Source organism: Micromonospora sp. (assembly GCF_048594385.1).
Taxonomy (GTDB): Bacteria; Actinomycetota; Actinomycetes; order Mycobacteriales; family Micromonosporaceae; genus Micromonospora; species Micromonospora wenchangensis.
The window spans coordinates 1-13532 of the sequence record NZ_JBMDWU010000504.1 but is presented as its reverse complement, the minus strand read 5'-3'; the positions used below and the strand labels follow the sequence as shown (position 1 = coordinate 13532).

Genomic DNA, 13532 nt, shown 5'->3' with positions numbered 1-13532 from the left:
ACGCCGGGGAGAGTGCAACAGATCGCAATCTGATCATGGGGCTCCATAGCAGAGTTCCCTGCGAGGCGGGTGGTCGTCCACAAGGGCGGCCGGTGTCCACAGGTGGCGGGCGGCGCGTTGAGGGGGTGGGGGCGCGCGGGGCAGCCTCGGGGCATGTACCCGGTGTTGCGGTCCCTGGTCGAGCGGGGAGGCGGTGTGGTGACCCGACGGGCGGCGGTCCAGGTGGTTCCGCCCTGGGTGCTCGCGCACGCTGATCGCGCCGGCCAACTCCGCCGCGTCCTACCCGGTGTCTACGTCGACGCCGCTCTCCCGCCCGCCGCCCCCACTGCTCGACGCCGCCCATCGGGTCCGTGCGGCGCTCGCCTGGGCTCAGGGGCGGGCGGCGTTGGGTGGTCTGACCGCCCTCGACGTGTGGGGTGTGCGCGGGCAGCCGGAGGGGGAGCCGGTGCACCTGGACGTGGTCGCCGATTGCGGGCTCCGGCCCCGGCCCCACCTGGTGATCCACCGTCGGGAAGGCTTCTCCCTCGCCCCACCCCGGGTGGTGACCCGACGTGGTCTGCCGGTGGTACGCCTGGAGCGGGCTCTGGTCGGCGCCTGGCCGCTGCTGCCCCCGCCGCAACGCCCCGCTGCGGTGATCAGGGCCGTCAACGACCGGCTCACCACCCCGGCGCGGATCGGGTCGGCGCTCACCACCGTGTCGAGGCTGACCGGCCGGGCGCAGTTGCGCACCCTGCTGGCCCTGCTCACCGCCGGATGTCGTAGCCCGTTGGAGATCTGGGGACACGACCACGTCTTCACCGGCCCGGGGATGCCCACGTTCCGGCGGCAGGCCCGGATCGTCGTCGGCCGCCGCACCATGTACCTCGACGTGTACGCCGAGCGGGAACGCGTCGACTTCGAACTCGACGGCGCGACGACCCACGGCGACCCCCGCCATCGCGAGATCGACCTGCGCCGGGACGCGCTGCTCGCCACCGTCGGCATCCTGGTGGTGCGCTTCGCCCGCCACCGCCTGGTCCACGAGCCCTACGCGGTACGTCACGAGGTGCGGGCCATCCTCGCCACCCGCCGCGATGCGGCTGATACGTGACCGGCGCGCCGGCCCATGACTCGCGCGTCGCCGGGCCAGCCCGCGCCGCCGCTAGTCGGCGCACCGGCCCCGACTCCCTGGCCCGCGGGCTCCCGGATCGCCTGCCCTCCTCCAGCATCCGACATGCGGGGAACCCGGTCGAGCTGCCGGCCGAGCAACGGCCGAAGCGTGAGTCGGGCAGGGTCGGTCGGGCTGAGCTGGGCAGGGCTGAGTCGGGGTCGGGCGGAGCGGGTGACGAGGGGCGCAGTCAGTCGCGCAGGGTGCGCAGGATGCGGATGAGGTCGGCGTGATCGGTGGGGGAGAGGTGGCCGAAGAAGCGCTCCGCCTCGGCGCTGCGGGCCGTCCGGATGGCCGCGCCGACCCGCGTACCCTCGTCGGTCGGCGCGACCAGAGTCGCCCGCCGGTCGGCCGGGTCGGGACGGCGCGCGACGAGCCCACGTTCCTCCAGGCCGTCGACGACCTCGGTGGTGGAGCGGGGTGCGATGTGCAGGTGCTCGGCGAGGGCGCTGAGGCGCATCGCGCCGTGCCGGGTGAGCACCGAGAGGGCGCGGGCGTGTCCGGGGTTGACGTCCCAGGGTTCGAGGGTACGTCGGGACTGGTGGCGCAGCTGCCGGGCCACCGCCCAGAACAGCTCGGCCAGGCTCTCCTCGGCCGGGTCGGTCGGTGGCCCGGCACAGCGTGCGGCCGGATCGGTTGGCGGGTCGGATGTCGCGCCGGTCACCGGAATACGGTAGCAGGAGTCGCTGTTGTTCCCTCATGATGAGGTAACCTCAGTAAACATCCCCCGGACGGAAGAAGGACCCCCTTGGACACCACGCCAACCCACCGGGAGGGCCGCGGCGGCGCCCCCCGGACCGTCAGTGCCGCCGAGAAGTCCCAGGCCCGTGCCGTCTCGCTGCGCCGCATCGGCCGGCTGTTCACCGCGTACCGTGGTCAACTGGCCGTGGTCACCGCGATCATCGTGGTGTCGTCGGTGGTCGCGATGGCCTCGCCGTTCCTGCTGCGGGCGGTGATCGACCGGGCGCTGCCCGAGCGCGACCTGACCCTGCTGGTCTGGCTGGTCGCCGGCATGATCGCCGTCGCGGCGGTGACCGCGGTGCTGGGTGTGGCGCAGACCTGGATCTCCACCCGGGTCGGGCAGCTGGTGATGCACCGGCTGCGCACCGACGTCTTCGCCCACCTGCACCGGCAGTCGATCGCGTTCTTCACCCGCACCCGCACCGGTGAGGTGCAGTCGCGGATCACCAACGACATCGGCGGCATGCAGACGGTGGTCACCTCCACCGCCACGTCGATCGCGTCCAATCTGACCACCGTGGTGGCCACGCTGGTCGCCATGGTGGCGCTGTCCTGGCGGCTCACGCTGGTCTCGCTGGTGGTGCTGCCGCCGGCCATCTGGCTGACCCGCCGGGTCGCCGCGATGCGCCGCGAGATCACCGCCCAGCGCCAGCGGGAGCTGGCCGACCTCAACGTCACCATCGAGGAGGGGCTGTCGATCAGCGGCGTACAGCTCAGCAAGACCCTCGGCGCGGGTGGCGCCCTGATCGACCGGTTCACCGCCAGCTCGGCCCGGCTGGTCGACCTGGAGCTGCGCTCGGAGCTGGCCGGCCGCTGGCGGATGGCCACCATGACGATCATCTTCGCCGCCATCCCGGCGGTGATCTACCTCGGTGCGGGGCTGCCCGGCACCGCCGGCACCCTCAGCATCGGCACCCTGGTCGCCTTCACCGCCCTCCAGGGTGGGCTGTTCCGGCCGCTGATGGGGTTGCTCAACGTGGGCGTCACCCTGACCGCCTCGCTGGCGCTGTTCGCCCGGATCTTCGAATACCTCGACCTGCCGGTGGAGGTGGACGACCCGGCCCGGCCGGTGCCGCTCGACCCGGCCCGGGTGCGCGGGCACCTGCGCGTCGAGGACGTCACCTTCAGCTACCCGGGCAGCGACACCGCCGCCGTCGCCGGCATCAACCTCGACGTCCCGGCCGGCAGCAGCCTCGCCCTGGTCGGCGAGACCGGCTCCGGCAAGAGCACCCTGGCCGCCCTGGTCAGCCGACTGCACGACCCCGACGCCGGCCGGATCACCATCGACGGCGTCGACCTGCGCGACCTGCGGCTGACCGACCTGGCCGCCGTCGTGGGCGTGGTCAGCCAGGAGACCTACCTGCTGCACACCACCATCCGGGAAAACCTGCGGTACGCGCGCCCCGACGCCACCGACGCCCAGCTTGAGGACGCCGCCCGCGCCGCGCAGATCCACGACCTGATCGCCGCCCTGCCCGACGGGTACGACACGGTCGTCGGTTCCCGGGGCCACCGCTTCTCCGGCGGCGAGAAGCAGCGCCTGGCCATCGCCCGTACGCTGCTGCGCGACCCCCGGGTGCTGGTGCTCGACGAGGCGACGAGCGCGCTGGACACCGAGACCGAGCGGGCCGTGCAGCGGGCCTTCGACACCCTCGCCGAGGGCCGTACGGTGATCACCATCGCGCACCGGCTCTCCACGGTGCGCCACGCCGACCAGATCGCGGTGCTCGACCACGGCCGGATCGTCGAGTCCGGCACCCACGAGACGCTGCTGGCCCGCGCTGGCCGGTACGCCACCCTGGCCGGCTGACCGGCCGCGCGTCCCGACCGGCAGCCGGCAGGGCCGTGAACAGGGACGATCCGGCAGGCGGAAAAACCCGAACTCCGAGACGTGAGTCCGCGATCAGCGGTGACTAGAGTGACGCCGTGCAAAGTGGTGTGCGGGCGCAGGTGCCGGTGCTGTACGTGGCGGATGCCGACGCGGCCCGACGGTTCTACGAGAACTTCGGCTACACCGAGATCCGGGCCGGCGGCGACGGTGACTCACACTGGTCGTACCTGCGGTGCGGGGAGTTGACGCTGCTCCTGGCGGCGGTCACCCCCCGCCTGGTCACCGTCGAGTTGCCGCTGCTCGTCTACCTCTACGTCGACGACCTGACGGCGACCGCCGAGCGGCTCACCGCCGCCGGGTACCCGGTCGAGAAGGCCGGCTACCCGGAGCACGCGCCCGGTGGCGAGTGCCGGGTCACCGACCCCGACGGCAACGTGATCGCCTTCGGGCAGCGGCAGGCCGTACCGCATCAGGAGCGTGACCCGCAGGCGGGCGGCGAGGCGCGGTTCTCGCTGATCCGGGAGGCCGCCGAGGCGGTCGGCCGGCGGGGCGGCGCACCCGCCCGCTGCCAGATCGGCGGCCCGCGCGGTGAGCCCTGCCCCGAACCGGCCGAGGTCAAGCTCGCCGACTCGTGGGGCGACACGGCGTGGGGCTGCATGACACACGCCGACGAGACGCTGCTGACCGCGCGCGGTGCCTTCCTTGCCACCGAGGACGGATCGGGCCTCGGCCCGTTCCTGCGCGCCCGCCAACCCCAGCCGGATCGGCAGGTTCCCGAGCCCGCGCCGGGAACCTGACCCGACTCACTGCCGCGCCCTGCCCGACCCGACCGATACGCGGCGGGAGCGACCCCCGGTGCGTCGCGCCGCCTGCGAGGGGGACGGGGCGGAGGCGGCGCGCAGGCCTGCGAGCCGGACGAAGACCTCCCGCCTGGCGGTGGCCTCACCGCGCCGGTCGAGCACGTAACCGGTCAGCCAGACCCACCCGTCGTAGGTCGGCCGGTCGCACACCGACACCACCCGCAACCGCAGCGCGCGTGCCCCGGCGAACTGCACCGAGGCGGCCCGGTCGACGATCAGCAGGTCACCGGGGCGGGGCCGGGCATTCACCAACGCCCGCCGTTGCCGGGCCGGCACGGGTGCGCCGACCGTCGGGTCTGCCAGTCACGGAGGGCCCGCCCGAGCCTGTCGTTCTCCTGGGCGAGGGCACGGATCTGCTGGTGGAGCCCGGCGAGTTCGTCGGCCAGCCGGGACTGGAACCGGCGTACCTCGGCGGGGTCGAGCCCGCGTCGGCGCGGCGGGAACTCGCGGGTGCGTACCTCGTGGGGGGTCAGTAGGGCCGGGCGGCCGGTCCCGTAGGGCTGGCCACCGCGATACACCTGGGCCACGGGGGTCCTTTCCGGTGCTGGGAGAGAGGAAGGTCGTTCCGGTGATGCTGGGAAGCGGGTCGTCCGCGCCGTGGGCGGACGACCCGCCCGCTCGGCGTTCGCAGCCCACTTCGGCGGTACGACAGCAGAGCAGTCGGACGGGGTCGGGGCGGGCGCCCCCCCGCCCCGACCGGAGGAAACCCCTCTCTCGTTGCCACGCGAGGAGCGGTTCGGCGTTCAACATATCTAGACATGCTGGATAAGTCAACGCTGCTTGTTAGGTGCGTCGCGGTGTGATCGAATCGGGTTGCCACGCGAGGAGTGCCATGCGAGAAGTGCCGGATTACTGGCGCATCGCCGATGATGTGATCGCCGACGTCAGAGCCAAGAGGCTGAAGGCGGGGGACAAGCTGCCCTCGATCGCCGAGCTGCGCCAGAAGTACGAGGTCAGCCACGGCACTGTGCAGATGTCCTACGCCCGACTGGAAGCGCTGCGGATCATTCGGCGGCAGCAGGGCAAAGGCGTCTTCGTCAACGACCCGAAGCTCTGGATGCGCGAACCCTGACCCGTCCACCTACCCCATTCCGCCCCCGAGCGCTGCCATCTGCCCGGTGATCAAGAGGTTGGCGTCAACTTTGATCTCCCCGATGGCGCAAACCTCTTGATCAACGGCGTGGGATGACGCGAACCTCTTGATCACCGGGGCGCGGCGGATGGGGCGCGGCGGCCGGGGTGAAGAGGCAGGGAAAGTGGGGGGAGCCGTGGGGGGATCGGGTGCGTCGAAGGGGGTATGACGAGTTTTCGAGGTGTGTGGGCGGCGGTCGTGCCGGTGCTTCTGCTCACTGCTGCCTGTGCGGGGCAGGACGGGGCGGGCGTCGCGCCCGATGCGGCCCCGACCTCTCTTCCCGCCAACGTGCCGGTGCTGCGGATCGACCACACGGGTGGCTTCGTGCGGCCCGAAACGAACGTGACCCGGCTGCCGGCGGTCAGCGTCTACGCCGACGGGCGGGTGATCACGCAGGGACCGACCGTCCTCAGTTATCCGGGGCCGGCGCTGCCCAACATCCAGGTCCGTACGATCAGCACGGCCGAGGTGGCGAAGCTGGTCGAGCAGGCCCGTGCCGCCGGGGTGGGCAGCGCGGTCGACGTGGGCACCCCGTCGATCACCGACGTGACCACGACCCGGTTCACCATCCGGGGGACGGTCGGCAGCGAGCAGTTGGAGGTCTACGCCCTGGGCGAGGCGACCGGTCCCGAGGCCGGCCTGACCCCCGCCCAGCAGGCCGCCCGGGAGAAACTGCGGACCTTCGCCGACAAGCTGACCGACCCGGGGAACGCGGCGACGCAGCCGTACCAGCCGACCGCCATCGCGGCGGTGGCCGGGCCATGGGTCGCCACCCCCGAGACGGCGAAGCAGCCCAGGATGGAGTGGCCCGGCCCGGTGCTGCCCGGGGCCAGCCTCGGTGAGGGCCTCGACCTGGGGTGCGTGACCGTCACCGGCGCTGCCGTACAGCAGGTGATCGCCACCGCCGGCAAGGCCAATGCGGCGACCCCGTGGACCTCCGGCGGGAAGCGCTGGGCGGTCACCTTCCGCCCGTTGCTGCCCGACGAGACCGACTGCGCCAGCCTCACCGCTGGCCGCTGAGTTTGCACCCGGCCGGTCGATCCGATCGTGTCGACCGGCCGGGGGTCTCGGGAGCCGTGGACCGTCAATCCCCGAGACGGCCGTTCGGTTGGTGGCGGCGATCAGTGTGCCCGAACGGCGCGGTGACCGACCCCGCGCCGAGTTCCTGCAGCGGCACCTCGACACGGTCTTCAAAGCCGCCTGACCTGGCGGCGGAGAGTGGAGAATGTGGGCAACTCACGACAGGTGATGGGGGCAGCGTGATCTCTTCGGTGACGGTGTGCAGCAGCTCGAAGTTCTACGATCTGGCACAGCGCGCCATCGATGCGTTGCAGGCGACGGGACTCACCGTCTACACCCCGCGATTCGACTACAACGAGGAGCATGTCGTGGTCGGGGAGGCGGACAAGTTCCGGCTGACCCATGAGTTCCTCGCCAAGGTCGCCAGGTCCGATGCGGTCTACGTGATCGCGAGTGGTGGCTATACCGGAGTCAGTGTCTGCATCGAGGTGGGCTACGCGCATGCCCTGGGCAAGACGGTGCTCTGCTCAGAGCAACCGACCGAGTTCGCCGTGCGCGCTCTGGTGGATGCCGTCGTACCCGTCGACGAGATCAGCGGGAGCGTCCGGTTGATCGGCCAGCGGCGCACCTCGACGGTGGACTTGTTTCCATAGGCAACCATCACTACATTGGGTCCGGGTGCCGCCGAGTTGCCGGGCGGCTGTTTGGCCTGAGCCGGGCTGTTGTCCACGTGCCGACACGGCGCGTCGACGCGCGAGCGACGTCACTGCTCCCGCGCCGTCGGTCCACACCGACGGCCAGCCGGAAGGACCCCTGTGAGGATCTCCCGTACCCGTATCACCGCCGTCGTGGCCGCCACCGCCACGGTGGCCGCGGCCGTCACCACCGTGCTCGCCGGCACCGCCTCGGCGGCCCAGGGCTGCCGGATCGACTACCAGCCCAACGAGTGGACCGGCGGCTTCACCGCCAACGTCCGGGTCTCCCCGGGCGACACCGCCCTGAGCAGTTGGACCGTCACCTGGTCCTACCCGGGCGGGCAGCGGATCACCGGCGGCTGGAACGCCACGGTCAGCCAGTCCGGTACGACGGTCACCGCCCGCAACGCCGCCTGGAACGGCAGCGTCCCGGCGGGCGGTTCCACCGAGTTCGGCGTCCAGGGCACCAGCACCTCGGGTTCCGCCGCGCCGACCGGGTTCACGCTCAACGGCGTACCGTGCAACGGCGCTCCGCCGCCGACCACCACGCCGCCGCCCACGACCCCGCCCCCCACCACGCCGCCGCCGACCACCCCGCCCCCGACGACGCCGCCGCCCACGACGCCGCCGCCGACCACGCCGCCCCCGACGACGCCGCCGCCCACCACGCCTCCACCCACCACGCCGCCGCCGGTCGGGTGTGCCGGTGCGGTGCTCTGTGACGGTTTCGAGAACCAGACCGGCACGACGCCGTCCGGCGACTGGAGCGTGGTCAACCCGGACTGCTCCGGGACGGGCCGGGCCTCGGTGGACACGGCGACCACGCACAGCGGCAGCCGCTCGCTGCGCATCGACGGCGCGCAGGGCTACTGCAACCACGTCTTCGTGCGCTCCACCAAGGATCTCAGCGCGGTGGGCACCGTCCGGTACGGCCGGATCTGGCTGCGCCACACCACCGCGCTGCCGACCCAGCACGTCACCATGATGGCCATGACCGACGCCGCCGACGGCAACAAGGACCTGCGGATGGGCGGCCAGAACGCCGCGTTGCAGTGGAACCGGGCCTCCGACGACGCGACCCTGCCCGAGCAGAGCCCGGCCGGGGTGGCGTTGAGCGTGCCGCTGCCCACCGGGCGCTGGACGTGCCTGGAGTTCATGGTCGACGGCAACCAGGGGCAGTTGCGTACCTGGCTCGACGGCACCGCCGTCACCGGGCTGACCGCCGACGGGGTGCCCACCCACGACATCGACAGCCAGTGGCTCAACCGCACCTGGCGTCCCCGGCTGACCGACCTGAAGCTGGGTTGGGAGAGCTACGGCGAGGGCGCGGACACCCTCTGGTACGACGACGTCGCCCTGGGCACCAGCCGGATCGGCTGCTGACCCCGGCCGGGACCGGGCGGCCGACGGGGCCGCCCGGTCCCGGTCCTGCGTCCACCGGGCATTTCAACAGTCGGTGGCGTGCCGATCATGGTGCGTTCATCCACGGTTGCGAGGCTGGCCTCTGGTCGGCGGGGTTCGCCTCCCGCCAGAATGTGGCTGATCGGGACAACCATCCCGATCGATGCATTCCTGTCGGCCCCCGCGACCCGGAGGACCCGTTGAGCACTCCCGCGAACCCCGTCACCCCCGCCACCGCCCCGACCCCGCGCACCCGGGCCCGCCGCCTGCCGGGCATCCTCGCGCTGCTGACCGCCCTGGTCGCCGCGCTGCTCGTCGGACCGTCCGTGGTGACCCCGAGGCTGACCGACCCCGCGTCGGCGGCGGTCTACGGCTCCTGCACGATGTCCCGCTGCGCGGACGCCCGTACCGCCCGCTCCGGCTGGTCGGGCAAGGGTTTCCCGACCAGCCGGGGCTGGTACTCCTGGAGCGGTGGCCTGTCGAACTTCGCCGGCGGCCAGTTCCACAACTACGAGGGGCAGCTCCCCGCCGGCGCCACCTACTACGAGTACGACGTCTACCCGCGGGTCTCCGGCGCGGCGCGCGACGCGTACCGCATCGTGGTGAACAGGAGCAGCGGGGCGACCTGGTTCTCCCCCGACCACTACGCGAACTTCTACCGGATCTGACCGAGGACCACCCGGGGCGGGCCGGTCCGCCGGCCCGCCCCGTCGAGCAGGAGGATGCACCATGACCGGACAGCGCCAGCCGGGCTGGCTACGGGTGACCGACGAGGCCCGGCCGTCGGGGCACCCGACGCCGTCGGTCACCGTGGCGGGGGCGGCGGCCCGTACCCGCCCCGCGCTGTTCCACGCCCTCACCGACGCCCTCGGCCTGCCCGGCCACTTCGGCCGCAACTGGGACGCGCTCGCCGACGTGCTGGCCGACCGGCTCGACGCCGGCCCGCTCACCCTCGAGGTGACCGACGCCGGCCTGCTGCTGGCCGACGAGCCACCCGGTCAACTCGGCACGCTGCTCGACGTGGTGGGCGGGGTGGCGGCCGGCGCCCGGGAGCCGGTCTGCCTGCTGCTGCGCGACACCCCGCAGCGGCTGCCCGACCTGCGGCACCGGCTGCACGCCGTCCTCGGTGGTGGCGGGGTGGCCGTCCCGCCCGGCGGTGCGCTGCGCTGAGCGTCCGCGTCGCACCACGGGCCCGCTCACCCCGCCGGCCCGCCGTCGCGGCGGGGGCGGGGTCAGTTGGGGTGGTCGAGGATCGCGCTGAACCGCTCCTCGGCCAGGTCGAGCTGGGCGAAGATGTGCCGCTTCACCGGTGCCGACAGCGGGGTGTCCGGCCGGGCGATCAGCTCCCGGTAGACCGGCACCAGCGGGCGGTACTTCGCCGCCGAACGGGCCACCTTCGGCCCGACGGCGTAGACCACGCCCACGCCGTTGTCGGTGAAGTCGGAGACCTTGATGACCCGGGCCCAGGGTTCCCGGTCCAGGCTGGCCGCGACGTGCTCGCGGTACTGCACGTGCGGGTCGCGCTCGGGGTCGTACACCGGGTTGGTGACCGCGGCGACCAGCCGGGCCACCCGGTCGCCGAACCGGCCGGCCAGCGCGGCCAGCGCCGCCGCCGTCGGGTCGGCCGCCCCCGCGCCGGCCAACTCGCCCGGGTGGTCCTCCACCGCGTCGTGCAGCAACCCGGCGACGATCACGTCGGGGTCGCGCACCTGGTAGTGGTGCGCCATCCGGATCGCCACCCGCAGCAGGTGGTTGAGATACGGCTCGCGGGACCGCCGGTCGTCGCGGTGCAGCTCGGCGGCCAGGTCGAGGGCTTCGGTCAGCCGGTCCCGGTCGGCCGCGGCGAAGGCCGGCAACTCCAGCCGGAACCGGGCGAGCAGGCCCGGTTCGCCGTGCAGCTCGGTGATCGCGTGCATCGGCATGGTGGCGAGGTACGGCGGGAACTCCATCGCCTACTTATAGCCGATCTTCACTGTCGGTCCGACCCCGCCGTCGGGCATGTGACCACGTCATTTCCGGCCGGGAAGGTGCTTGACCAGGCGCACCGTCGTCCCGCCGGGGGTGCCGTCGAGCTGTGCCTCGTCCATCAACCGGGCCATGATCAGCCGTCCCCGGCCCCGGTCGCCGCCCTGCGACGGCCCCGGTCGCCAGCCGCCGGTGTCGCGGATCTCGACCTCCAGCCGCTCGGCGCGCAGTCGGGCCGACACCGTGACGCTCGCCCCGGGCGCGAACCGGTAGCCGTGCTCGATGGCGTTGGCGCACGCCTCCCCGACGGCGATCAGCACCACCTCCACGTCCGCCTCGTCGACGCCGGCCCCGGTGAGCCACGCCCGCAGTGCCTCCCGGGCGGGGGAGAGCTGGGCCGGATCGGCGGCCAGCGCCGTCCGGAACGCCGACGGCGCACCTTCGTCGCTCGGGTCGGCCTGCGCTACCGGGCCGGCCTGTGGTGCGGTGCCGGCCCGCGGTGTGCCGGCGCGGGGTGCCGGGTCGGCGGGTGGCTCCGGGGTGCCGACCCGCCGTGTGGTGCCGGTCGGGTCGTCCGCCGGACGGGGACCGGCCGCCGGCTCGGGCCGGTCCGCGCCGACGTCGCGTCCACCGGCCACCCGGGTCCACCTCCCGCTGATGCTCGTCGTCCGGTCGGCAGCCCGACCGCACCCGGTCATTGTCCCTGTCCCGGCCCGCCGCCGGGCACCACCCCTGGGCAGAGGGCTCCGGGACGCCCCCGGTGGGGGTCGGTCGGGACCGCGCCCCGGGGCGTCGGGGCTACGAGGCCAGCCGCTCACCGGGGTCGGGCACGGCGATCCCGGCGTCGGACTGGTTGATCTCCGACCAGACCGCGTCGAGGGAGAGACCGAGGACGTCGGCGAGCACCGCGATGGTCGGGAACGCCGGGGTGGCCACCCGACCGGACTCGATCTTCCGCAGGGTCTCCGGGGACAGCCCGGCGGCCAGCGCGGTGCCGAGCATCGACCGGTGCCCGCGGGCGCGGCGCAGCAGGGCGCCGAGGCGTCGTCCGCGGGCGACCTCGGCGGGGGTGAGCGGCAGCCTGACCATGGCTGCGATTCTAGTACCGGGATAACATGGCCGGGATACTTATTGGTGGTCCACGGAAGGCGCCGCATGATCGAGATCCTGAGCCCCACCGACGTGCGGCGCGCACGGGACACCGGCGCGCTGGTCGCCGAGATCCTCCAGACGCTGAAGGGCCGCATCGCGGTCGGCACCAACCTGCTGGAGATCGACGCCTGGGCGCAGCGCATGATCGTCGACGCCGGCGCGACGTCCTGCTACGTCGACTACGCGCCGTCCTTCGGCCGGGGACCGTTCGGCCACTACATCTGCACCTCGGTCAACGACGCGGTGCTGCACGGGCTGCCGTACGACCACCACCTCGCCGACGGCGACCTGCTCTCCCTCGACCTCGCCGTCTCCCTCGGCGGCGTGGTCGCCGACTCGGCGATCAGCTTCCTGGTGGGTGACACCCGCCCCCCGGAGAGCGTCGCGCTGATCGACGCCACCGAGCGGGCGCTGCGCGCCGGGATCGCCGCCGCCGGACCGGGCGCACGCGTCGGTGACCTCTCGCACGCCATCGGCACGGTCCTCGGCGCGGCGGGATACCCGGTCAACACCGAGTTCGGCGGGCACGGCGTCGGGTCCACCATGCACCAGGACCCGCACGTGTCCAACACCGGCCGGCCCGGTCGCGGGTACCGGCTGCGTCCCGGCCTGCTGCTGGCCCTGGAACCCTGGGTCATGGCCGACACCGCCACCCTCGTCACCGACGCCGACGGCTGGACGCTGCGCAGCGCCACCGGCTGCCGCACGGCACACAGCGAACACACGATCGCCATCACGCCCGAGGGCGCGGAGGTGCTCACCCTGCCGAGGTGACCCCACGGTCGGGCCACGCCGACGGACGGCGCGGCCCGACCGCAGGCGGCTCACAGCGGCAGTCGACCGGCCCCGGCGAACGGGCCCACCACCAGCGGCACCAGCGGTGCGGGCACCGCCTGCGGCGCGCGCAGGGTCGGCGTCCACCCGGCGTCGCCGCCCAGGTCCGGGTCGTGGGTCGCGTTGTAGGCGGCCACCAGGTCGACCGGGCGGGGCAGCGCGTGGTCGGCGTCCACCCAGTTGCCCCGGGTGGTGACGGCGGTGCCACCCCAGTCGTACAACAGGTCGCCGGCGGCGATGCCGGCACCGAGGGTGAAGAAGTTGTTCTCCACGTACGCGGCGGACTGCACGCCCACCCCGATCGCGTACGCGAAGTCGTCGCCGGCCAGCCGGTACCAGTTGTTGTAGACGTCGACCTGGCCGAACCGGACCCGGGGCAGCCGCTGGAGCACCCGGTCGAACAGGTTGTGGTGCAGCGTCACCTTCAACCGGCCGATGTCCGGCCCGACGGTGTTGGACGAGCCGATCAGCATCAGCTTGTCCCGCCCGGTGAACCGGTTGTACGAGGCGGTCACCAGGCTGGCCGTGTGCGTGATGTCCAGCGACCCGTCGTGCACCTGGTAGGGCCGGCCGAAGTACACCGGCTGCCCGCTGTCCGGGTTGTCGCCGTCGGTGAAGGTGTTGTGGTCGACCCAGACGTGCTCGCTGCGGCGTACCGAGACCTGGTCGTACTGGGAGTTCCAGTTGCCGGTCGCGCCGTCGGTGGGGGACCAGGCCGGGAAGCAGTCCCGGGCGTCGTCGAAGGTCAGGTTGC

At 73.0% G+C, this 13532-nt stretch carries 17 protein-coding genes; 10 read left to right on the top strand and 7 right to left on the bottom strand.

The features are described 5' to 3' along the window. Nucleotides 1-286 precede the first annotated feature (286 nt). Nucleotides 287-1090, top strand: a complete 804-nt coding sequence (locus ACOJTC_RS27125; RefSeq protein ID WP_420119005.1) for a DUF559 domain-containing protein — start codon at nucleotides 287-289, stop codon at nucleotides 1088-1090. Nucleotides 1091-1337: 247 nt separating this feature from the next. Here the strand turns inward: ACOJTC_RS27125 and ACOJTC_RS27120 are convergent, their stop codons facing one another. Then, nucleotides 1338-1730 carry a MarR family winged helix-turn-helix transcriptional regulator gene (locus ACOJTC_RS27120; RefSeq protein ID WP_420119006.1) on the bottom strand — a complete coding sequence of 131 codons (393 nt, stop codon included), beginning with the start codon at nucleotides 1728-1730 and terminating at the stop codon, nucleotides 1338-1340. A 165-nt stretch (nucleotides 1731-1895) separates the two neighbouring features. Here ACOJTC_RS27120 and ACOJTC_RS27115 point away from each other — a divergent pair, with 165 nt between their 5' ends. Both ACOJTC_RS27115 and ACOJTC_RS27110 read left to right on the top strand, forming a co-directional pair. After that, on the top strand, nucleotides 1896-3698 hold the full coding sequence (locus ACOJTC_RS27115) for an ABC transporter ATP-binding protein (RefSeq protein WP_420119004.1): 1803 nt from the start codon (nucleotides 1896-1898) through the stop codon (nucleotides 3696-3698). Between the two features lie 116 nt (nucleotides 3699-3814). Next, on the top strand, nucleotides 3815-4516 hold the full coding sequence (locus ACOJTC_RS27110) for a VOC family protein (protein ID WP_420119003.1): 702 nt from the start codon (nucleotides 3815-3817) through the stop codon (nucleotides 4514-4516). A 6-nt stretch (nucleotides 4517-4522) separates the two neighbouring features. Here ACOJTC_RS27110 and ACOJTC_RS27105 read toward each other — a convergent pair whose 3' ends face one another. Both ACOJTC_RS27105 and ACOJTC_RS27100 read right to left on the bottom strand, forming a co-directional pair. Continuing rightward, the gene (locus ACOJTC_RS27105; RefSeq protein ID WP_420119002.1) at nucleotides 4523-4831 is read right to left on the bottom strand and encodes a hypothetical protein; all 309 of its coding nucleotides are present in this window, start codon (nucleotides 4829-4831) and stop codon (nucleotides 4523-4525) included. Further along, nucleotides 4825-5106, bottom strand: a complete 282-nt coding sequence (locus ACOJTC_RS27100) for a DivIVA domain-containing protein (RefSeq protein WP_420119001.1) — start codon at nucleotides 5104-5106, stop codon at nucleotides 4825-4827. Before ACOJTC_RS27100 ends, ACOJTC_RS27105 begins: the two co-directional genes overlap by 7 nt. A 305-nt stretch (nucleotides 5107-5411) precedes the next feature. Between ACOJTC_RS27100 and ACOJTC_RS27095 the strand changes: the two genes are divergently transcribed. The 6 genes from ACOJTC_RS27095 (at nucleotide 5412) to ACOJTC_RS27070 (ending at nucleotide 9997) form a co-directional block, all read left to right on the top strand. Further along, on the top strand, nucleotides 5412-5651 hold the full coding sequence (locus ACOJTC_RS27095) for a winged helix-turn-helix domain-containing protein (RefSeq protein WP_088646881.1): 240 nt from the start codon (nucleotides 5412-5414) through the stop codon (nucleotides 5649-5651). Between the two features lie 225 nt (nucleotides 5652-5876). Further along, nucleotides 5877-6731 carry a hypothetical protein gene (locus ACOJTC_RS27090; RefSeq protein ID WP_420119000.1) on the top strand — a complete coding sequence of 285 codons (855 nt, stop codon included), beginning with the start codon at nucleotides 5877-5879 and terminating at the stop codon, nucleotides 6729-6731. 239 nt (nucleotides 6732-6970) lie between these two features. After that, complete coding sequence (locus ACOJTC_RS27085; protein WP_420118999.1) at nucleotides 6971-7384, top strand: hypothetical protein; 414 nt, start codon at nucleotides 6971-6973, stop codon at nucleotides 7382-7384. Between the two features lie 162 nt (nucleotides 7385-7546). Then, nucleotides 7547-8809 carry a cellulose-binding domain-containing protein gene (locus ACOJTC_RS27080; protein ID WP_420118998.1) on the top strand — a complete coding sequence of 421 codons (1263 nt, stop codon included), beginning with the start codon at nucleotides 7547-7549 and terminating at the stop codon, nucleotides 8807-8809. A 218-nt stretch (nucleotides 8810-9027) separates the two neighbouring features. Continuing rightward, nucleotides 9028-9495: a ribonuclease domain-containing protein gene (locus tag ACOJTC_RS27075; protein WP_372444519.1), complete on the top strand. Its 468-nt coding sequence runs from the start codon at nucleotides 9028-9030 to the stop codon at nucleotides 9493-9495. A 61-nt stretch (nucleotides 9496-9556) separates the two neighbouring features. Beyond that, nucleotides 9557-9997 carry a barstar family protein gene (locus tag ACOJTC_RS27070; RefSeq protein ID WP_420118997.1) on the top strand — a complete coding sequence of 147 codons (441 nt, stop codon included), beginning with the start codon at nucleotides 9557-9559 and terminating at the stop codon, nucleotides 9995-9997. A gap of 62 nt (nucleotides 9998-10059) precedes the next feature. Here ACOJTC_RS27070 and ACOJTC_RS27065 read toward each other — a convergent pair whose 3' ends face one another. From ACOJTC_RS27065 to ACOJTC_RS27055, 3 genes are all read right to left on the bottom strand, one after another. After that, a complete protein-coding gene (locus ACOJTC_RS27065; RefSeq protein WP_357930004.1) occupies nucleotides 10060-10776 on the bottom strand; it encodes an HD domain-containing protein in 717 nt (238 codons plus the stop codon). A gap of 60 nt (nucleotides 10777-10836) precedes the next feature. Continuing rightward, nucleotides 10837-11430 (bottom strand): ATP-binding protein, encoded by a 594-nt coding sequence (locus ACOJTC_RS27060; RefSeq protein ID WP_420118996.1) that lies wholly within the window; start codon nucleotides 11428-11430, stop codon nucleotides 10837-10839. A gap of 160 nt (nucleotides 11431-11590) precedes the next feature. Continuing rightward, nucleotides 11591-11881 (bottom strand): helix-turn-helix domain-containing protein, encoded by a 291-nt coding sequence (locus ACOJTC_RS27055; RefSeq protein ID WP_420118995.1) that lies wholly within the window; start codon nucleotides 11879-11881, stop codon nucleotides 11591-11593. Nucleotides 11882-11947: 66 nt separating this feature from the next. Here ACOJTC_RS27055 and map point away from each other — a divergent pair, with 66 nt between their 5' ends. Next, entirely contained in the window at nucleotides 11948-12718 is a 771-nt protein-coding gene (map, locus tag ACOJTC_RS27050) for a type I methionyl aminopeptidase (protein ID WP_357930010.1), read from the top strand. A 50-nt stretch (nucleotides 12719-12768) separates the two neighbouring features. Here map and ACOJTC_RS27045 read toward each other — a convergent pair. Beyond that, on the bottom strand, nucleotides 12769-13532 hold a 764-nt coding region (locus tag ACOJTC_RS27045), incomplete at its 5' end, for a pectate lyase family protein (protein ID WP_420118994.1).

What these genes read in the sequence shown, in the direction of transcription:
- ACOJTC_RS27090 (WP_420119000.1), top strand. Translation starts at nt 5,877, where the DNA reads ATGACGAGTTTTCGAGGTGTGTGGGCGGCGGTCGTGCCGGTGCTTCTG.
- ACOJTC_RS27065 (WP_357930004.1), bottom strand. Translation starts at nt 10,776, where the DNA reads ATGGAGTTCCCGCCGTACCTCGCCACCATGCCGATGCACGCGATCACC.
- map (WP_357930010.1), top strand. Translation starts at nt 11,948, where the DNA reads ATGATCGAGATCCTGAGCCCCACCGACGTGCGGCGCGCACGGGACACC.
- ACOJTC_RS27070 (WP_420118997.1), top strand. Translation starts at nt 9,557, where the DNA reads ATGACCGGACAGCGCCAGCCGGGCTGGCTACGGGTGACCGACGAGGCC.
- ACOJTC_RS27055 (WP_420118995.1), bottom strand. Translation starts at nt 11,881, where the DNA reads ATGGTCAGGCTGCCGCTCACCCCCGCCGAGGTCGCCCGCGGACGACGC.
- ACOJTC_RS27095 (WP_088646881.1), top strand. Translation starts at nt 5,412, where the DNA reads ATGCGAGAAGTGCCGGATTACTGGCGCATCGCCGATGATGTGATCGCC.